This is a genomic window from Streptomyces speibonae (assembly GCF_984686075.1).
The window spans coordinates 838,995-856,952 of sequence record NZ_OZ480260.1 but is presented as its reverse complement, the minus strand read 5'-3'; the positions used below and the strand labels follow the sequence as shown (position 1 = coordinate 856,952).

At 72.6% G+C, this 17,958-nt stretch carries 18 protein-coding genes; 11 read left to right on the top strand and 7 right to left on the bottom strand.

Features of this window, described 5'->3' with window-relative positions:
* From AC5L3C_RS03545 to AC5L3C_RS03535, 3 genes are all read right to left on the bottom strand, one after another.
* A complete protein-coding gene (locus AC5L3C_RS03545) occupies positions 1-558 on the bottom strand; it encodes a putative glycolipid-binding domain-containing protein (RefSeq protein ID WP_493646834.1) in 558 nt (185 codons plus the stop codon).
* A 71-nt stretch (positions 559-629) separates the two neighbouring features.
* Positions 630-2,987: a Tex family protein gene (locus tag AC5L3C_RS03540; RefSeq protein ID WP_493646832.1), complete on the bottom strand. Its 2,358-nt coding sequence runs from the start codon at positions 2,985-2,987 to the stop codon at positions 630-632.
* Between the two features lie 105 nt (positions 2,988-3,092).
* Positions 3,093-3,224 carry an LPFR motif small protein gene (locus AC5L3C_RS03535; protein WP_260605009.1) on the bottom strand — a complete coding sequence of 44 codons (132 nt, stop codon included), beginning with the start codon at positions 3,222-3,224 and terminating at the stop codon, positions 3,093-3,095.
* 136 nt (positions 3,225-3,360) lie between these two features.
* Between AC5L3C_RS03535 and AC5L3C_RS03530 the strand changes: the two genes are divergently transcribed.
* Both AC5L3C_RS03530 and AC5L3C_RS03525 read left to right on the top strand, forming a co-directional pair.
* The gene (locus tag AC5L3C_RS03530; RefSeq protein ID WP_493646830.1) at positions 3,361-4,329 is read left to right on the top strand and encodes a GlxA family transcriptional regulator; all 969 of its coding nucleotides are present in this window, start codon (positions 3,361-3,363) and stop codon (positions 4,327-4,329) included.
* 10 nt (positions 4,330-4,339) lie between these two features.
* Entirely contained in the window at positions 4,340-4,975 is a 636-nt protein-coding gene (locus AC5L3C_RS03525) for a DJ-1/PfpI family protein (protein ID WP_493646828.1), read from the top strand.
* Here the strand turns inward: AC5L3C_RS03525 and AC5L3C_RS03520 are convergent.
* Complete coding sequence (locus tag AC5L3C_RS03520) at positions 4,944-5,717, bottom strand: enoyl-CoA hydratase/isomerase family protein (protein WP_493646826.1); 774 nt, start codon at positions 5,715-5,717, stop codon at positions 4,944-4,946. The two genes, AC5L3C_RS03525 and AC5L3C_RS03520, sit on opposite strands and share 32 nt — an antisense overlap.
* A 112-nt stretch (positions 5,718-5,829) precedes the next feature.
* Here AC5L3C_RS03520 and AC5L3C_RS03515 point away from each other — a divergent pair, with 112 nt between their 5' ends.
* Together AC5L3C_RS03515 and AC5L3C_RS03510 are read left to right on the top strand one after the other, a co-directional pair.
* Positions 5,830-6,474 carry an HdeD family acid-resistance protein gene (locus tag AC5L3C_RS03515; RefSeq protein WP_493646824.1) on the top strand — a complete coding sequence of 215 codons (645 nt, stop codon included), beginning with the start codon at positions 5,830-5,832 and terminating at the stop codon, positions 6,472-6,474.
* Between the two features lie 138 nt (positions 6,475-6,612).
* The gene (locus AC5L3C_RS03510) at positions 6,613-7,071 is read left to right on the top strand and encodes an ATP-binding protein (protein WP_125502449.1); all 459 of its coding nucleotides are present in this window, start codon (positions 6,613-6,615) and stop codon (positions 7,069-7,071) included.
* Positions 7,072-7,114: 43 nt separating this feature from the next.
* On the opposite strand, the gene idi is transcribed toward AC5L3C_RS03510, so the two are convergent.
* From idi to galE, 3 genes are all read right to left on the bottom strand, one after another.
* Positions 7,115-7,705, bottom strand: coding sequence for an isopentenyl-diphosphate Delta-isomerase (gene idi, locus AC5L3C_RS03505; RefSeq protein WP_125502447.1), 591 nt, complete (start codon positions 7,703-7,705; stop codon positions 7,115-7,117).
* A gap of 262 nt (positions 7,706-7,967) precedes the next feature.
* Positions 7,968-8,906 carry a cation diffusion facilitator family transporter gene (locus tag AC5L3C_RS03500; protein WP_125502445.1) on the bottom strand — a complete coding sequence of 313 codons (939 nt, stop codon included), beginning with the start codon at positions 8,904-8,906 and terminating at the stop codon, positions 7,968-7,970.
* 151 nt (positions 8,907-9,057) lie between these two features.
* Positions 9,058-10,041 carry a UDP-glucose 4-epimerase GalE gene (galE, locus tag AC5L3C_RS03495; RefSeq protein WP_493646822.1) on the bottom strand — a complete coding sequence of 328 codons (984 nt, stop codon included), beginning with the start codon at positions 10,039-10,041 and terminating at the stop codon, positions 9,058-9,060.
* Positions 10,042-10,774: 733 nt separating this feature from the next.
* On the opposite strand from galE, the gene AC5L3C_RS03490 reads away from it, so the two are divergent.
* The 7 genes from AC5L3C_RS03490 to AC5L3C_RS03460 all read left to right on the top strand — a co-directional run bounded on the left by AC5L3C_RS03490 (position 10,775) and on the right by AC5L3C_RS03460 (position 17,832).
* On the top strand, positions 10,775-12,592 hold the full coding sequence (locus tag AC5L3C_RS03490) for a DUF5941 domain-containing protein (RefSeq protein WP_493646820.1): 1,818 nt from the start codon (positions 10,775-10,777) through the stop codon (positions 12,590-12,592).
* Positions 12,589-13,341 carry a phosphocholine cytidylyltransferase family protein gene (locus tag AC5L3C_RS03485; RefSeq protein ID WP_493646819.1) on the top strand — a complete coding sequence of 251 codons (753 nt, stop codon included), beginning with the start codon at positions 12,589-12,591 and terminating at the stop codon, positions 13,339-13,341. The genes AC5L3C_RS03490 and AC5L3C_RS03485 overlap by 4 nt, the downstream gene beginning before the upstream one ends.
* Positions 13,329-14,390, top strand: coding sequence for an iron-containing alcohol dehydrogenase family protein (locus tag AC5L3C_RS03480; RefSeq protein WP_493646818.1), 1,062 nt, complete (start codon positions 13,329-13,331; stop codon positions 14,388-14,390). The genes AC5L3C_RS03485 and AC5L3C_RS03480 overlap by 13 nt, the downstream gene beginning before the upstream one ends.
* Positions 14,368-15,147 (top strand): CDP-alcohol phosphatidyltransferase family protein, encoded by a 780-nt coding sequence (locus AC5L3C_RS03475; RefSeq protein ID WP_493646816.1) that lies wholly within the window; start codon positions 14,368-14,370, stop codon positions 15,145-15,147. The genes AC5L3C_RS03480 and AC5L3C_RS03475 overlap by 23 nt, the downstream gene beginning before the upstream one ends.
* Positions 15,144-16,028, top strand: a complete 885-nt coding sequence (locus tag AC5L3C_RS03470) for a glycosyltransferase family 2 protein (RefSeq protein WP_493646814.1) — start codon at positions 15,144-15,146, stop codon at positions 16,026-16,028. Before AC5L3C_RS03475 ends, AC5L3C_RS03470 begins: the two co-directional genes overlap by 4 nt.
* A 96-nt stretch (positions 16,029-16,124) precedes the next feature.
* Entirely contained in the window at positions 16,125-17,060 is a 936-nt protein-coding gene (locus AC5L3C_RS03465; protein WP_493646812.1) for an ABC transporter permease, read from the top strand.
* The gene (locus AC5L3C_RS03460; protein ID WP_493646810.1) at positions 17,053-17,832 is read left to right on the top strand and encodes an ABC transporter ATP-binding protein; all 780 of its coding nucleotides are present in this window, start codon (positions 17,053-17,055) and stop codon (positions 17,830-17,832) included. The genes AC5L3C_RS03465 and AC5L3C_RS03460 overlap by 8 nt, the downstream gene beginning before the upstream one ends.
* Positions 17,833-17,958 lie beyond the last annotated feature (126 nt).

Genomic DNA, 17,958 nt, shown 5'->3' with positions numbered 1-17,958 from the left:
CTAACGGGCGGTCAGGCGGCGGGCCAGGCGCGGATAGTCGACCACACAGCCGTCGTCGTCGAACTCCAGGTCGCTGCTGAAGTCCCCCGACGCGTAGCGGACGCGCCCGGGACCCAGATGCGTGTACGTCTGCCGCGAGGGCCGCACGCCGAGGTCGGGCACGGACACCCACGCCATCAGGAACTCCCGCTCGCCGGCCCGCCGGTGCAGCCCGTGCCGGAGCACCGGCATCGTGTTGGTCAGCGGGCACAGCCCCAGGTCGCAGTCGAGCGCGCCGGCGAGCCCGGGCAGGCGCTCACCGTTCGCCGTCCAGCCGCCGTGCCCGTCGTGCAGCAGATCGAGCGTGCGGGTGCCGGAGGCGTCCTCGGCCGTCACCGTCAGCCGCCTCGTCACGTAGTCGTCCGCGGTCTCGAGGCCGTAGGTGATCCAGTACGGCTCCGGGACGGTTCCGACGGCCCGGCCGCGGGCCCGCAGCAACCCTGTACCGATGTCCGCCCAGGCCGTCTCGTACCCCTCGCTCGCGGTGACGTCCCAGGTGATGACGCGTGATCCCGGCATGCCGCCACCCTACGGCCCGGGCCCGGATCCGCGCGCCACCGCGCGGGACCCGGGCCCGGAAGCGGGACCGCTCAGCGCCTGCCGCCCTTGGGGTCGACCAGGCCGGCCCGGCGCAGGGCGTCGGCCATCGCGCTGTTCGCCGGCGCGGGCGCCTGCCGCGAGCCGCCGCCACCGCGGCCCTGGCGCTGCTGCGGCGGACGGCCGCCGCGCTGCCGGCGCTCACCGCCGGACCCCCGGTCCTGCGGCGCGGCCTCGTCGTCCAGCCGCAGCGTCAGCGAGATCCGCTTGCGCGGGATGTCCACATCCAGGACCTTCACCTTGACGATGTCACCCGGCTTCACCACGTCCCGCGGGTCCTTGACGAACGTCTTCGACATCGCCGACACATGCACCAGACCGTCCTGGTGCACACCGACGTCCACGAACGCGCCGAACGCGGCGACGTTCGTGACGACACCCTCCAGCACCATCCCGGAGGACAGGTCGGAGATCTTCTCCACGCCCTCCTTGAAGGCGGCGGTCCTGAACGCCGGACGCGGGTCACGCCCCGGCTTCTCCAGCTCCTTGAGGATGTCCGACACCGTCGGCAGCCCGAAGGTGTCGTCCACGAAGTCCTGCGGGCGCAGCGAGCGCAGCACCGCCGTGTTGCCGACGAGCGAGGCCACCTCCTGGCCGGTGGTCTTCACCATCCGCCGCACCACCGGGTACGCCTCGGGGTGCACGCTGGACGCGTCCAGCGGGTCCTCCCCGCCGCGGATCCGCAGGAAGCCCGCACACTGCTCGTACGCCTTCGGGCCGAGCCGCGCCACCTTCTTCAGCTCGCCGCGCGACCGGAACGGCCCGTTGGAGTCCCGGTGCGCCACGATGTTCTCGGCGAGGCCGGAGGTGATGCCGGAGACCCGGGCGAGCAGCGGCGCCGACGCCGTGTTGACGTCCACGCCCACGCCGTTCACACAGTCCTCGACCACCGCGTCGAGCGAACGCGACAGCTTCACCTCGGACAGGTCGTGCTGGTACTGGCCGACGCCGATCGACTTCGGGTCGATCTTCACCAGCTCGGCAAGCGGGTCCTGGAGCCGCCGCGCGATGGACACCGCGCCGCGCAGCGACACGTCCATGTCCGGCAGTTCCTGCGAGGCGAAGGCGGAGGCCGAGTACACCGAGGCGCCCGCCTCGGACACCATCACCTTCGTCAGCTTCAGCTCGGGGTGCCTGGCGATGAGCTCACCGGCGAGCTTGTCGGTCTCGCGGGACGCCGTGCCGTTGCCGATCGCGATCAGTTCGACCGCGTGCTCCTTCGCCAGCCGCGCCAGCTTGGCGATCGACTCGTCCCACCGGTTGGCCGGAACATGCGGATGGATCACGTCCGTGGCCACGACCTTGCCGGTCGCGTCCACCACGGCCACCTTCACACCCGTACGGAAGCCCGGGTCGAGACCGAGCGTCGCGCGCGTACCGGCGGGGGCGGCGAGCAGCAGGTCGCGCAGGTTCGCCGCGAAGACCCGCACCGCCTCGTCCTCGGCCGCGGTACGCAGCCGCAGCCTGAGGTCGATCCCCAGGTGCACCAGGATGCGGGTGCGCCAGGCCCAGCGGACCGTGTCGAGCAGCCACTTGTCCGCCGGACGCCCCCGGTCGGCGACCCCGAAGCGGTGCGCGACGATCCCCTCGTACGACGACGGGCCGTCCACCGGCTCCTCCGGCTCCAGGACGAGGTCGAGGACCTCCTCCTTCTCGCCGCGCAGCAGCGCCAGCACACGGTGCGAGGGCAGCTCGGTGAACGGCTCGGCGAAGTCGAAGTAGTCGGCGAACTTCGCGCCCGCCTCCTCCTTGCCCTCGCGCACCTTCGCGGCCAGCCGGCCGCGCGTCCACATCCGCTCGCGCAGCTCGCCGATCAGGTCGGCGTCCTCCGAGAACCGCTCCGTCAGGATCGCCCGCGCGCCGTCCAGCGCGGCCTGGGGATCGGCGACCCCCTTGCCGGCGTCCACGAACGCGGCGGCCGCGGAGAGGGGCTCGACACCCGGATCCCCGAGCAGCCCCTCCGCCAGCGGCTCGAGCCCGGCCTCGCGCGCGATCTGCGCCTTGGTGCGCCGCTTCGGCTTGAACGGCAGATAGATGTCCTCCAGGCGCGCCTTGGTCTCCGCGCCCCGGATCCGGGCCTCCAGTTCCTCGGTGAGCTTGCCCTGTTCGCGGACCGACTCCAGGATCGCCGTCCGGCGGTCCTCCAGCTCCCGCAGGTAGCGCAGCCGCTCCTCGAGCGTGCGCAGCTGCGCGTCGTCGAGCATCTCGGTCGCTTCCTTGCGGTAGCGGGCGATGAAGGGCACCGTCGAACCGCCGTCGAGCAGTTCGACGGCAGCCCTGACCTGCCGCTCCCGTACGCCGAGCTCTTCGGCGATCCTGCCTTCGATGGACCCTGCGAGGGGTGTCGTCACGTTCCCGTACCGCCTTCTCCACTGAGGTTGCGCGGCAATTGTGGCAGGTGACGCCGACAACAGGGGATCAGGGCGGCGACGCGCCCCCGGACGGCCCGGGCGGGGTCAGGCGCGACGGCCACGGGTGGCGGACGAGGCCCCGCCGAACAGCCGGGCGAGTGCCCGGAACGGCAGCGTCACCACGGTGGCGATCGCGCCGCCGATCTGGCGCAGTACATCTGCGATGGCTCGGAACACGGTGTCTCCCCTTTCGTCTCCCGGCCTTCCCGGCCGGACGTACCACGGGTACCTCGTCCACGCTTCAACATGCATGGCGGGAAAGGTGGGGAACCCGTCATTGCGGTCATCGAGGGCGACGTCAAGAATCATGCGCATGGCGCAGCGAACCGTTCTCGTGGTCCTCTTCGACGGGGTGCAGAGCCTCGATGTCACCGGACCCGTGGAGGTGTTCGCGGGCGCCGAGCAGCACACCCCGGGCACCTACCGGCTGTGCACCGCCTCCCTCGACGGCGCTCCCGTGCGGACGAGCAGCGGACTGACCGTCGTACCGGACGGGGCGCTGGACGGGGCACCGGACCCGCACACCCTGCTCGTGCCCGGCGGGCGGGGCAGCCGCCGGCCCGACCCGCGGCTGACCGACTGGCTGCGCCGGCACGGACCGCGCGCCGAGCGGCTGGTCTCCGTCTGCACCGGGGCCCACCTGCTCGCCGGGGCGGGACTGCTGGACGGCCGCCGCGCCACCACCCACTGGGCCCACAGCGGCCGGCTCGCGCGGGACCACCCGGCCGTCGAGGTCGACCCCGACCCCATCTACATCCGGGACGGACACGTCGCCACGTCCGCCGGTGTCACCTCGGGCATCGACCTGGCCCTCGCCCTGGTCGAGGAGGACCTCGGCCGCGAGACCGCCCTCACCGTCGCCCGGCACCTGGTGGTGTTCCTGCGCCGGCCGGGGAACCAGGCCCAGTTCAGCGCCCAGCTCGCCGCCCAGACCGCACAGCGTGAGCCGTTGCGTGAAGTCCAGCGGTGGATCACCGAGCACCCCGGCGCGGATCTGAGCGTCGAGGCGCTCGCCGCACGCGCCGCTCTCTCGCCGCGTCACTTCGCCCGCGCCTTCCACGCCGAGACCGGTGTGACGCCGCGCCGCTACGTCGACCGGGTACGGCTGGAACACGCCCGGCGGCTGCTGGAGGACACCGGCGACGGTGTCGAGGAGATCTCCCGCGCCAGCGGCTACGGCACGCCCGAGGCGATGCGCCGCGCCTTCGTCCGCACCCTCGGGTCGTCACCGGCGGAGTACCGCCGCCGCTTCCGGCCCGCTCCCTCACCCGCCCGCGCCTGAAAGGCCGCCGATGCAGATCGCCATCGTCCTCTTCGACCGCTTCACCGCCCTCGACGCCGTGGGCCCTTACGAGACCCTCGGCCGGCTCCCGGACGCACAGACCGTGTTCGTCGCCGAACGGACCGGGCCCGTGCGCACCGACACCGGCGCGCTCGCGCTCACCGCCGACCAGGCCCTGGCCGACGTCCCGGCCCCGGACATCGTCGTCGTCCCCGGCGGCCCCGGCCAGACCCGGCAGATGGAGAACCGGGCCCTGCTGGACTGGCTGCGCGCCGCCGACGCCGCCAGCACCTGGACGACGTCCGTATGCACCGGATCCCTGCTGCTGGCCGCGGCCGGACTCCTCCGGGGGCGCCGGGCCACCTCCCACTGGCTGGCCCTGGACCACCTGAAGCGGTTCGGCGCCGAGCCGACCGGGCAGCGCGTGGAGACCGACGGCAAGTACGTCACCGCGGCCGGCGTCTCCTCCGGCATCGACATGGGGTTCACCCTGCTCGGCCGGATCGCCGGCGACGAGCACGCCCAGTCCATACAGCTGCTCACCGAGTACGACCCGCAGCCGCCCTACGACGCCGGATCGCCCGAGAAGGCGCCCGCGCACCTCGTCGAGAAGTTCAGGTCGCGGAGCCGCTTCGCGCGGACGTAGGCACGCTCCAGGTGAAGCGGGGCGGGCGCCGCTCCAGGAACGCGGCGACGCCCTCGGCGGTGTCGCCGCTCTCCCGGGCCCGCTCGCTCCAGTAGGCGTCCCGGTCCATCCGGCCGTCGGCGAACTCCTTCGCCGCTCCCTGTGTCAGCTGCGAGCGGGACACCAGGATCCGGGTGAACTCCGCGACCCGCGCGTCCAGTTCGTCCCCGGGGAGCACCTCGTCCACGAAGCCGGTGCGCAGCGCCCGCCGGGTCCCGATCAACTCGCCCGAGAACAGCAGGTACTTGGCGGTCGCCGGGCCCACCAGCGACACCAGCCGGCGGGTGGCGGAGGCCGGGTAGACGATGCCGAGCTTCGCCGGTGTCACCCCGAACCGCGCGCCTTCCTCGGCGAACCGCAGGTCGCAGGCCGCCGCCAGCTGGGCACCGCCGCCCACGCAGTGCCCGCGGACCACCGCCAGGGTCGGCTTGGGGAACGCGGCGAGCGCCTCCTCCGCCGTCACCGCCAGCCGCTGCGCCTCGGCGGCCGACTCGCGCAGCGCTGAGATGTCCGCACCGGCGCAGAACGTGGAGCCGTCCCCGGTGAGCACCAGCACCCGGACGTCCGGGTCGGCCGCCAGCGTGTCCAGCAGGGGCGGCAGCGACGCCCACATCGCGGACGTCATGGCGTTGCGCTTCTCCGGGTGGCGGATGACGACCGTGGCGACCGAGTCGGTGACGGCGTGCAGCAGCTGCGGCTCCATGGGCCGGATGCTATCCGCCCTGGCCGGCGCGCCCGCGGGCAGGAGTGCGCGGGGCGTTACGTCCGGCCGGTGCGGGGGACTGGGGAAGGGGAACGAGACCCGGGAGGCACTCATGGGCAAGTCCACCGGGACCGCGAAGCCCCGCGGCGGGGCCGCCGAACTGAGCCGGGGCTTCGGCTGGCTCGCCGTGCTCGGGGTGATCCTGGTCGTCGCCGGGCTGGTGGGTCTGGTGTACACGGGAGTCGCCACCCTGACCACGATGCTGCTGTTCGGCTGGCTGCTGCTGGTCGGCGGAGTGGTCGGGCTGCTGCACGCCGTCCAGGCGCGGCACACCAACTTCTTCTGGCTCGGCGTGGTCGTCGCGGCGCTGAACATCGCGGCCGGGGTGGTGGTGATCAAGACGCCGGAGGCGGCGGCCGAGGCGCTGACCATGTTCGCCGCGCTGCTCTTCCTCACCGGCGGGGTGTTCCGGCTGGCCGGCAGCCTGGTGGTGCGCGGCCCGCAGTTCGGCTGGACCCTGGTCCAGGGCGCCTTCGGACTGCTGCTGGGCATCCTGGTGCTGGGCACCTGGCCGAGCAGCAGCCAGTACGTCATCGGGACCTTCTTCTCCCTCTCCCTGCTCTTCGACGGGCTGGGCCTGATCGCCACCGGGTACGGCGGACGCCGGATCGTCGGCATGGTCTCCGACCGGCTGGCCGGTGAGGAGGCGGGGCGCTCGGATGGGGAGCCGGGCGCCAAACCCGTACAACCCGAATAGTGCGCCGACACGGCACAAGGCGTACGGGAACGGTCCGTCGTTTGACGGTGTCATACGCAGGCGGTCGCAAACGCTCGATATGTGCTGACTTCTGTTCAGTGCGGAAGTGCGGAGCCGATCGGTACCAACACTCGACGTGTGGTGACAATCGAGCGTGAGAGTGGCGATCCACTGCCGTACGAGGGTGTCTGGCGGTTCACCGCCCCGGCCGTGGACGCCTCCGTGCCCCAGGCCCGCCACGCCGTGCGGGACCTGCTGCTGCGCCAGGGGGTGCCGGTCGCGGACGAGGTGGTCCAGGGGCTGCTGCTGATCGTCTCCGAGCTGGTCACCAACGCGGTGCGGCACGCGGCGCTGCTGTCCCCGATGCTCGGCGTCGAGGTCGCCGTCGGCGCCGAGTGGATCCGGGTGTCCGTGGAGGACAACCACCCCTACCGCCCCACCGCCCTGGAGACCGACCACGCCCGCACCGGCGGCCGCGGACTGCTCCTGGTGCGGGAGATCACCCGTGAGGCCGGCGGGGCGTGCGAGGTCGAGCACACCGCGACCGGCGGCAAGGTGATCTGGGCCGCCCTGCCGCTCAAGCCCGCGCAGCCCTAGACGGGCGCCCCCCGGTCACGAGGGGGCGCACCGCGGCCCCGGATCACCAGCCCGCCGACGGTCCCGTCAGTTCCCGGACCGCCGGGCGGGCCGCGTCCAGCACGGTCATGAACCACGCGGAGAAGGTGTCCTTCGCGTGCCGCTCCGCCAGCTCGTCCGGCGTCACGAACACCGTGGACGCCACCTCCTCCGGGTCCGGCCGGAGCGGCGACTGCACCAGGCCGACGAAGAGATGGTTGTACTCCTGCTCTACCAGGCCCGAGGCCGGGTCCGGGTGGTTGTAACGGACGGTCCCGGCCTCGGCGAGGAGGGAGGGCGACACCCCCAGCTCCTCGAAGGTCCGCCGGGCCGCCGCCGCGAACGGCGCCTCACCGGGGTACGGGTGGCCGCAGCAGGTGTTGGACCACACACCGGGGGAGTGGTACTTGCCCAGCGCCCGTTGCTGGACCAGCAGCCGGCCGCGCTCGTCGAACAGGAACACCGAGAACGCCCGGTGCAACTGCCCCGGTGGCTGATGCGCGGCGAGCTTCTCCGCGGTGCCGATCGTCACGCCTTCCTCGTCGACCAGTTCCAGCAAAATCGGCTCGGCGCCGCTCGACGGGCTGTTCGTCGCGGTGGCAGGTGTGATCGGCATACCCATCCTTCACTCGGTCTTCGCGCCCAGTCTGCCGCACGAATCCGGTACTCCCGGCACTCCGCTCCCCGCCCGCATGTCCGTGCCGGGCGCGGGGGCGGTCGTACCGGCCGGAGGGAGCCGCGGACACGGAACCGAGCGTGCCCGTGGGGGCCGGCGGACATGCGGCCACCACGGGTGCTGTGCGGGACGGGACGCCGTCACGGGGCGGAAGGATGTCTTCCGTGGCGCACAGATGCACCGGGGCGCTCGCCGGCCGGGGTCAGTGGCAGAGACGCGCCTCGTGCTCGGCGTGCCCGCCGGGCTCCAGCTGGAAGGTGCAGTGCTCCACGTCGAAGTGGTCGCCCAGGCAGCTCTGCAACTCGTGCAGCATCTTCTCGTGCCCGATGGCGTTCAGGACCTCGGAGCTGACGACCACGTGCGCGGACAGCACCGGCATCCCCGAGGTGATCGTCCATGCGTGCAGATCGTGGACGTCCTCCACGCCGTCCGTGGCGAGGATGTGCTCCCGTACCCGCGCCATGTCCACGCCCTTGGGCGCCGCCTCCAGCAGCACGTCCAGCGTCTCGCGCAGCAGCTTCACGGTCCGGGGCACGATCATCAGCGCGATCAGCAGCGAGGCGGCCGGGTCGGCCGCCGTCCAGCCGGTGGTCAGGATCACCAGCGCGGACAGCATCACCGCGACCGAGCCGAGCGCGTCGGCGGCCACCTCCAGGAAGGCGCCGCGCACGTTCAGGCTCTCCTTCTGCCCGCGCATCAGCAGGGTCAGCGACACGAGGTTGGCGACCAGGCCGATCGCGCCGAAGAGCAGGGTCAGACCGCCGTCGGTGCCGGCCGGGGTGATGAACCGCTCGACCGCCTCGTACAGCACATAGCCGCCGACGCCGAGCAGCAGCAGACAGTTGGCCAGCGCGGCGAGGATCTCCGCGCGGGCGAGCCCGAAGGTGCGGTACTCGCTCGGCGGGCGGCCCGCGAAGTGGATCGCCAGCAGCGCCATGCCCAGGCCCAGGGCGTCCGTCGCCATGTGGGCCGCGTCCGCCACCAGCGCCAGCGAGTCGGCCAGCAGCCCGCCGGTGATCTGGACCACCATGACCCCGAGCGTGATCGCCAGCGCGGTGCGCAGCCTGCCGCGGTACGCCGCACTCGCCGTACCGCCGGCAGGCGCACCGTGCGCATGCCCGTGATCGTGTCCAGCCCCCATGGGTGCCGCCGTCCTTCCGTCGTCCTTCCATGGCCGTCTCCAGGCACAGTGAACTACGGGTGGGGGGTATGGGGCAAAGCGGCACTGAACACCGTTGTCATGTGCCCTGACCTGCGGAAACGATCCGCAGGTCAGCGCCTGTCCATGCCCGTCATCGGCCGGCCGCGGCGGCCTGGTGCCGTTGCCAGCCCTGCCAGGCCGAGCCGACCATCTCGCGCACCGAACGGCGGGCGGTCCAGCCGAGCCGCTCGCGCGCGAGGGCCGAGGAGGCCACCGCGCGGGGCGCGTCGCCGGGGCGGCGGGGCTCCACGACCGGGGCCCGCCTGTCGCCGGTGACCTCGCCGACGGTCGTGATCAGCTCGCGCACGGAGACGCCCTCGCCGCGGCCGACGTTGACCGTCAGGTCCCCGGCCAGGTCCCCCTCCGACAGCGCGCGGACCGCCGCCAGGTGTGCCTCCGCCAGATCGGCCACATGGATGTAGTCCCGCACACACGTACCGTCCGGTGTCGGGTAGTCGTCCCCGAAGATGCGCGGGGCCTCGCCACGGGTGAGCCGGTCGAACACCATCGGCACGATGTTGAAGACACCGGTGTCGGCCAGCTCCGGCGCCGCCGCCCCCGCGACGTTGAAGTAGCGCAGGCACACCGTGTCCATGCCGTGCGCCTCGCCGGCCGCCCGGACCAGCCACTCCCCGGCGAGCTTGGTCTCGCCGTAGGGGTTCACCGGGGCGCAGGGGGTGTCCTCCGTGATGAGGTCCACCCGCGGGTCGCCGTACACGGCGGCGGAGGAGGAGAAGACGAAGCGCCGCACACCGGCCTCCGCGGCGGCGTCCAGGAGCGTCGCCAGTCCGCCCACGTTCTCCCGGTAGTACCGGGTCGGCTGCGCCACGGACTCGGCGACCTGCTTGCGCGCCGCGAGATGCAGCACCCCCGTCACCTCGTGCTCGGCGAGCGTCCGCTTCAGCAGCTCGCCGTCCAGCGCCGAGCCCCTGACCAGCGGTACGCCGGCGGGAAGCCGCCCCGGCACGCCGGCCGAGAGGTCGTCCAGGGCGACGACGCTCTCCCCGGCACCTGTCATGGTGCGCACCACATGTGCCCCGATGTACCCGGCTCCGCCGGTGATCAGCCACGTCATGGTCGCCCACCCTATGCCGCCCCGCACCGGCGTTCGGGGCACGGGCGGGTGCCCGGCCGGGCAGGACGACGGCGGCCGGCCGTCCCGCGGGCCACCGGGGTCTGCACGAGCGGACCACCGGGCGGTACGGGCGCCGGGGCCTGGTCGGCTCCTGTCCCGGTGGTGCGGGCGGTGTGGACTGGTGGGCGCGGGAGGCGGTCGGGTGTGGCGCGCCGTCGGGCGGCACGGGTGCTGGGGCCTGGCCGACTCCCATCCCGGTGCGGCGGGCCGTGTGGGCCGGTGGGCGCAGGAGGCGGCCGGGCGGCGCGGGCGCCGGCACACCTGACGGTTCCCGTCCCGGTGTGGCGGGCCCTATGGGCCGGTGGTGCGGGAGGTGGCCGGGGCGGCGGGCCGTCGAGGGGCACGGATGCCGGAGGGCCGGGGCAGGACCGCGCGTGGGACGCGGCCGGGGGGAGGCGTGAGGGCGGTGATCATGGGCCGGTGTTCTTCCCGGAGCGGAGGGGCGGGGGCGGTCGTGGGGGTGCGGTTTGTGGGGCGGGCCCCGTATCCCCGATGATGATCGCGGCACCGGCGCGGGCGAACCACCGCGATCCAGCGGCCGAACGGGCGGTGAACGCGGGCTTCCGGGTATCCGATAGCCTCTGCCGACATGCCGCCCGGAGGCCCCGCACGGGCGCCTCCACCATGTACATGACCGGCGTGGACGCGTCGGCACCCAGGGAGTGAGATTCGGTTGTCGACCGCCATCCTCACCGGCCAGCCGGTCCCCGGTTCGTCACTCGAGGGCGACCTGCGCTCCCTCGGCTTCGACGTACGGATCGCCTCCGGCACCGCCGAGGCCGAGACGCTGCTCGCCGGGGTGCCCGCGGGGCAGCGGGTCGCCGTGGTCGACGCCCGGTTCGTGGGGCATGTGCACGCGCTGCGCCTCGGCCTCACCGACCCCCGCTTCCCGATCTCCGCCATCCCCGGCGCCGTCACCGCCCAGCAGTCCGGCCGCCAGGCCCTCACCCGCGCGCTGGCCCGCGAGAGCTCGGCGGACCAGGCACCCGGCAGCGGCACCACCCTCGTCGACTGCCTCGCCGACCGCGTCGTCACCGCCCTCGGCGCCGAGGGCGCCGACGTGCACCGCCCGGAGCTCGGCAGCCTCGTCGCCACCGTCCCCGCCGACCCCCAGACCCGCAACGAGGCCCGGCAGGCCGTCGCCGCCGTCGACGACGAGGCCATACGCCTGAAGTCCGCCGTCAAGGCCCGCGACGGCTTCTTCACCACCCACTGCATCAGCCCGTACTCCCGCTACATCGCGCGCTGGTGCGCCCGCCGCGGACTGACCCCCAACCAGGTCACCACCGCCTCCCTGCTCACCGCGCTCATAGCGGCCGGCTGCGCCGCCACCGGCACCCGCGGCGGGTTCGTCGCCGCCGGCCTGCTGCTCCTCGCCTCGTTCGTGCTGGACTGCACCGACGGGCAGCTCGCCCGCTACTCGCTGCAGTACTCCACCCTCGGCGCCTGGCTCGACGCCACCTTCGACCGCGCCAAGGAGTACGCCTACTACGCGGGCCTCGCCCTCGGCGCGGCCCGCGGCGGCGACGACGTATGGGCCCTCGCCCTCGGCGCGATGGTCCTGCAGACCTGCCGGCACGTGGTCGACTTCTCCTTCAACGAGGCCAACCACGACGCGACGGCCAACACCAGCCCCACCGCCGCGCTCTCCGACCGGCTCGACAGCGTCGGCTGGACGGTCTGGGTGCGCCGCATGATCGTCCTGCCGATCGGCGAACGCTGGGCCATGATCGCCGTCCTCACGGCCGTCACCACCCCCCGGATCACCTTCTACGCGCTGCTCGTCGGCTGCGCCTTCGCCGCGACGTACACCACCGCAGGCCGCGTCCTGCGCTCGCTGACCCGCAAGGCCCGCCGCACCGACCGGGCGGCACAGGCGCTGGCGGACCTGGCCGACTCCGGCCCGCTCGCCCAGGCCCTGGGCGGCCCGCTGGCGCGGCCCGCGAGCCGGCTGCCCGGGACCGCCGTCCCCGCCGTCGCCCTGCTCGGCGGCCTCGCCGTGGCGGCGACGGCCGTGGCCACCGGCTTCGGCGGCCCCTGGACGGCCGTCGCCGCCTGTGCGTACGTCCTGACCTCGGCCCTCGCCGTCGCCCGCCCTCTCAAGGGCGCCCTCGACTGGCTGGTCCCCCCGTTCTTCCGCGCCGCCGAGTACGGCACCGTCCTGGCGCTGGCGGCCGACGCGGACGTGGACGGAGCCCTTCCGGCGGCCTACGGGCTGGTGGCCGCGGTCGCCTACCATCACTACGACACGGTCTACCGGATCCGCGGCAACGCGGGCGCGCCCCCGCGCCGGCTGGTCCGGGCGATCGGCGGACACGAGGGCCGCACCCTGGCGGTCGCCGTGCTCGCGGCCGTGCTCACCGCCTCTCAGTTCACCGTCGCGCTCACGGCGCTCGCCGTGGCCGTGGCCCTCGTGGTGCTCGCCGAGAGCATCCGCTTCTGGGTGTCCGCAGGGGCGCCCGCCGTACACGACGAAGGAGAACCCGCATGATCGGCCTCGTGCTTGCGGCCGGCGCCGGACGCCGTCTGCGCCCCTACACCGACACCCTGCCCAAGGCGCTGGTGCCGGTGGGCCCCGCGGGTGAGGAGGGCGAGCCGACGGTTCTGGACCTGACCCTCGCCAACTTCGCCGAGATCGGGCTGACCGAGGCCGGTGTCATCGTCGGCTACGCCAAGGAGGCCGTCTACGAGCGCAAGGCGGCCCTGGAGGCGAAGTACGGGCTGAAGCTGACGCTGATCGACAACGACAAGGCCGAGGAGTGGAACAACGCCTACTCGCTGTGGTGCGGCCGGGACGCCCTGAAGGACGGGGTGATCCTCGCCAACGGGGACACGGTGCACCCGGTGTCGGTGGAGAAGACCCTCCTGGCGGCGCGCGGTGACGGCAAGAGGATCATTCTCGCGCTGGACACGGTGAAGAAGCTCGCCGACGAGGAGATGAAGGTCGTCGTCGACCCGGAGCGGGGGATGACGCGGATCACGAAGCTGATGGATCCGGCCGAGGCGACGGGTGAGTACATCGGGGTCACGCTGATCGAGGGCGAGGCGGCCGGGGAGCTGGCGGACGCGCTGAGGGCGACGTTCGAGCGGGACCCGCAGCTGTACTACGAGGACGGTTACCAGGAGCTGGTGAACCGCGGGTTCCGGGTCGATGTGGCGCCGATCGGCGACGTCGAGTGGGTCGAGATCGACAACCACGACGACCTCGCGCGCGGGCGGGAGATCGCGTGCCAGTACTGACCCGGCTCATTCCCTCGCCGGTCGTCGTCGACATCCGCCCCGGCGCCCTCGACGACCTGGCCTGCGTCCTCGCCGACGAACGCATCTCCCAGTCGGGCCGGCTCGCGATCGCCGTCAGCGGCGGTTCGGGCGCCCGGCTGCGCGAGCGGCTCGCACCCTCGCTGCCCGGCGCCACCTGGTACCAGGTCGGCGGCGGCACCATCGACGACGCCGTCCGCCTGGCGAGCGACATCCAGGGCGGCCACTACGACGCGGTCGTCGGACTCGGCGGCGGCAAGATCATCGACTGCGCCAAGTTCGCCTCCGCGCGCGTCGGCCTGCCGCTGGTCGCCGTCGCCACCAACCTCGCGCACGACGGCCTGTGCTCGCCGGTGGCGACCCTCGACAACGACGCGGGCCGCGGCTCCTACGGCGTGCCCAACCCGATCGCGGTGGTCATCGACCTCAACGTGATCCGTGAGGCCCCCGTCCGGTTCGTGCGCTCCGGCATCGGCGACGTCATCTCCAACATCTCCGCCGTCGCCGACTGGGAGCTGTCCCACCGCGTCAACGGCGAGAAGATCGACGGCCTCGCCGCCGCCATGGCCCGCCAGGCCGGCGAGGCCGTGCTGCGCCACCCCGGCGGCGTCGGCGACGACGGCTTCCTCCAGGTGCTCGCCGAGGCCCTGGTCCTCACCGGCATCGCCATGTCCGTGTCGGGCGACTCCCGCCCCTCCTCCGGCGCCTGCCACGAGATCAACCACGCCTTCGACCTGCTCTACCCCAAACGCGCCGCCGCCCACGGCGAGCAGTGCGGACTGGGCGCCGCCTTCGCGATGCATCTGCGCGGGGCCCACGAGGAGGCGGCGGCCATGGCCGAGGTACTGCGCCGGCACGGGCTGCCGGTGCTCCCCGAGGAGATCGGATTCACCGTGGACGAGTTCGTCCGCGCCGTCGAGTTCGCCCCGGAGACCCGCCCCGGCCGCTTCACGATCCTCGAACACCTCGACCTGAAGACCGACCAGATCAAGGACACCTACGCCGACTATGTCAAGGCCATCGGTAGCTGAACTCCGTCCGGTCGTGCACCCCGCCGGGGTCAAGGACCGGCGCAGCGGTGAGCACTGGATGGGGCGCCTCTACATGCGCGAGGTGTCCCTCCGGGTGGACCGCTACCTGGTGAACACCAGGGTCACGCCCAACCAGCTCACGTACCTGATGACCGTCTTCGGCGTCCTGGCGGCCCCGGCCCTGCTGGTGCCGGGGATCGCGGGAGCCGTCCTCGGCGTGGTCATGGTCCAGCTGTACCTGCTGCTGGACTGCGTCGACGGCGAGGTCGCGCGCTGGAAGAAGCAGTACTCGCTCGGCGGGGTCTACCTGGACCGCGTCGGCGCCTACCTGTGCGACGCGGCCGTTCTGGTCGGGCTCGGCCTGCGCGCCGCCGACCTGTGGGGCTCCGGGCGGATCGACTGGCTGTGGGCCTTCCTCGGCACCCTGGCCGCGCTCGGCGCGATCCTGGTCAAGGCCGAGACCGACCTGGTCGGAGTCGCCCGCCACCAGGGCGGACTGCCCCCGGTGAAGGAGGCGGCGTCCGAGCCGCGCTCCTCCGGCATGGCGCTGGCCCGCAGGGCCGCCGCCGCGCTCAAGTTCCACCGGCTCATCCTCGGTATCGAGGCGTCCCTGCTGATCCTGGTCCTCGCGATCGTGGACGCGGCCCGTGGCGACCTGTTCTTCACCCGCCTCGGCACCGCCGTGCTCGCCGGCATCGCGCTGCTGCAGACGGTGCTGCACCTGGTGTCCGTCCTGGCGTCCAGCAGGCTGAAATGAGCACCGGCATGAAGGTCGGGGCGGTGATCATCACCATGGGCAACCGCCCCGACGAACTGCGCGCCCTGCTGGACTCGGTCGCCAAGCAGGACGGCGACCCGGTCCAGGTCGTGGTCGTCGGCAACGGCTCGCCCGTGCCCGAGGTCCCCGAGGGCGTGCGCACCGTCGAGCTGCCGGAGAACCTGGGCATCCCCGGCGGCCGCAACGTCGGCGTCGAGGCCTTCGGCCCCGGCGGCCGGGACGTCGACATCCTGCTGTTCCTCGACGACGACGGCCTGCTCGCCCGTCACGACACCGCCGAGCTGTGCCGGGAGGCCTTCGCGGCCGACCCCCGGCTCGGCATCATCAGCTTCCGCATCGCCGACCCGGAGACCGGCCTCACCCAGCGCCGCCACGTGCCGCGGCTGCGCGCCTCCGACCCGATGCGCTCCTCCCGCGTGACCACCTTCCTCGGCGGCGCCAACGCCGTGCGCACCAAGGTCTTCGCCGAGGTCGGCGGACTGCCGGACGAGTTCTTCTACGCCCATGAGGAGACCGATCTGGCCTGGCGGGCCCTCGACGCCGACTGGATGATCGACTACCGGGCCGACATGGTGCTGTACCACCCGGCGACCGCCCCCTCCCGGCACGCGGTCTACCACCGCATGGTCGCCCGCAACCGGGTCTGGCTCGCCCGCCGCAACCTGCCCGCCCTCCTCGTCCCGCTCTACCTGGGCGTGTGGATGGTCCTCACCCTCGTGCGCCGGCCGTCCCGTCCGGCCCTGCGGGCCTGGTTCGCGGGGTTCAGGGAGGGCCTGACCACTCCCTGCGGTCCCCGCCGGCCCATGAAGTGGCGTACGGTGTGGCGGCTGACCCGACTGGGCCGGCCTCCCGTGATCTGACAAGCTCGGGTCCGGGACCGGAACCGCACCCAGGCTCTCCTGTCCATGTCAGGCCCGCGCGGGCCGCGCATCCCGAGGACGAAAGTTTTTCCACCAGTGAGCGAGACAACGCACGACGACACGGTCGCGGTCACCGCGGCCGTGTCGCCCGACGAGGGCCTCACGCCGGCCCAGCTGGCCGCCAAGTACGGGCTGTCCGTCAGCGGTGCCCGGCCGTCCCTCATCGAGTACGTCCGTCAGCTCTGGGGCCGGCGGCATTTCATCCTCGCCTTCTCCCAGGCGAAGCTCACCGCGCAGTACAGCCAGGCGAAGCTGGGCCAGCTGTGGCAGGTGGCGACCCCGCTGCTGAACGCGGCGGTGTACTTCTTCATCTTCGGTCTGCTGCTGGGCGCCAACCGGGGCATCCCGAAGGATGTCTACGTGCCGTTCCTGGTGACGGGCGTGTTCGTGTTCACGTTCACCCAGAGCTCGGTGCTGGCGGGTGTGCGGGCGATCTCGGGCAACCTGGGGCTGGTGCGGGCGCTGCACTTCCCGCGGGCCTCGCTGCCGATCTCGTTCGCGTTGCAGCAGCTCCAGCAGTTGCTGGCGTCGATGATCGTGCTGGTGGTGATCATGCTGGCGTTCGGCAGCTTTCCGGATCTGTCGTGGCTGCTGGTCGTGCCGGCGCTGGTGCTGCAGTTCGTGTTCAACACCGGGCTTGCGCTGATCTTCGCGCGGATGGGCAGCAAGACGCCGGACCTGGCCCAGCTGATGCCGTTCGTGCTGCGTACGTGGATGTACGCCTCGGGTGTGATGTTCAGCATTCCGGCGATGCTGCACGACAAGGACGTTCCGTCCTGGCTGGCCGACGTCCTGCAGTGGAATCCGGCGGCGGTGTACATGGATCTGGTGCGGTTCGCGCTGATCGACGAGTACGGCTCGTCGTACCTGCCGCCGCACGTGTGGGCGTTCGCGCTGGGCTGGGCCCTGCTGACCGGCGTGGTCGGCTTCGTCTACTTCTGGAAGTCCGAGGAGAGGTACGGCCGTGGCTGACGACCGGACGGGCGCACGGGTGCCCACCGTCATCGCGGACGAGCTGCACATCGTCTACCGCGTCAACGGTGCCAAGACGGGGAAGGGCAGTGCCACGGCGGCGCTCAGCCGTATCCTCCGGAGGGGCGAGGAGCGGGGGGTGCGCAAGGTGCACGCCGTGCGCGGGGTCTCCTTCGTCGCCTACCGGGGCGAGGCCATCGGCCTGATCGGCTCCAACGGCTCCGGCAAGTCGACCCTGCTGCGGGCCATCGCCGGACTGCTGCCCGCCGAGAAGGGCAAGGTCTACACCGACGGCCAGCCCTCCCTGCTCGGGGTGAACGCGGCTCTGATGAACGACCTGACCGGCGAGCGGAACGTCATCCTGGGCGGGCTCGCGATGGGCATGTCCCGTGACCAGATCAAGGCCCGGTACCAGGACATCGTCGACTTCTCCGGCATCAACGAGAAGGGCGACTTCATCACCCTGCCGATGCGCACCTACTCCTCCGGCATGGCGGCCCGGCTGCGCTTCTCCATCGCCGCCGCCAAGGACCACGACGTCCTGATGATCGACGAGGCGCTGGCCACCGGGGACCGCAAGTTCCAGAAGCGCTCCGAGGCCCGCATCCGCGAGCTGCGCAAGGAGGCCGGCACCGTCTTCCTGGTCAGCCACAACAACAAGTCCATCCGCGACACCTGCGACCGCGTGCTGTGGCTGGAGCGGGGCGAGCTGCGCATGGACGGGCCGACCGACGAGGTGCTCAAGGAGTACGAGAAGTTCACGGGCAAGTAACCCGATCCGCCCAGGGCCCCGCCGCAACTGTCCGACGGGGTCCGGCGTCTGCAAAAGAAGCGTCAATTCCGGCCGTGGCGTGGAATCTTGACGCCGTTCGGTGTGTTGTGTGCGGACCAGGAGACC

What these genes read in the sequence shown, in the direction of transcription:
- AC5L3C_RS03530 (WP_493646830.1), top strand. Translation starts at nt 3,361, where the DNA reads ATGGCGCAGCGAACCGTTCTCGTGGTCCTCTTCGACGGGGTGCAGAGC.
- galE (WP_493646822.1), bottom strand. Translation starts at nt 10,041, where the DNA reads ATGACGTGGCTGATCACCGGCGGAGCCGGGTACATCGGGGCACATGTG.
- AC5L3C_RS03500 (WP_125502445.1), bottom strand. Translation starts at nt 8,906, where the DNA reads ATGGGGGCTGGACACGATCACGGGCATGCGCACGGTGCGCCTGCCGGC.
- AC5L3C_RS03525 (WP_493646828.1), top strand. Translation starts at nt 4,340, where the DNA reads ATGCAGATCGCCATCGTCCTCTTCGACCGCTTCACCGCCCTCGACGCC.
- AC5L3C_RS03515 (WP_493646824.1), top strand. Translation starts at nt 5,830, where the DNA reads ATGGGCAAGTCCACCGGGACCGCGAAGCCCCGCGGCGGGGCCGCCGAA.
- AC5L3C_RS03545 (WP_493646834.1), bottom strand. Translation starts at nt 558, where the DNA reads ATGCCGGGATCACGCGTCATCACCTGGGACGTCACCGCGAGCGAGGGG.
- idi (WP_125502447.1), bottom strand. Translation starts at nt 7,705, where the DNA reads ATGCCGATCACACCTGCCACCGCGACGAACAGCCCGTCGAGCGGCGCC.
- AC5L3C_RS03470 (WP_493646814.1), top strand. Translation starts at nt 15,144, where the DNA reads ATGAGCACCGGCATGAAGGTCGGGGCGGTGATCATCACCATGGGCAAC.
- AC5L3C_RS03475 (WP_493646816.1), top strand. Translation starts at nt 14,368, where the DNA reads ATGTCAAGGCCATCGGTAGCTGAACTCCGTCCGGTCGTGCACCCCGCC.
- AC5L3C_RS03520 (WP_493646826.1), bottom strand. Translation starts at nt 5,717, where the DNA reads ATGGAGCCGCAGCTGCTGCACGCCGTCACCGACTCGGTCGCCACGGTC.
- AC5L3C_RS03485 (WP_493646819.1), top strand. Translation starts at nt 12,589, where the DNA reads ATGATCGGCCTCGTGCTTGCGGCCGGCGCCGGACGCCGTCTGCGCCCC.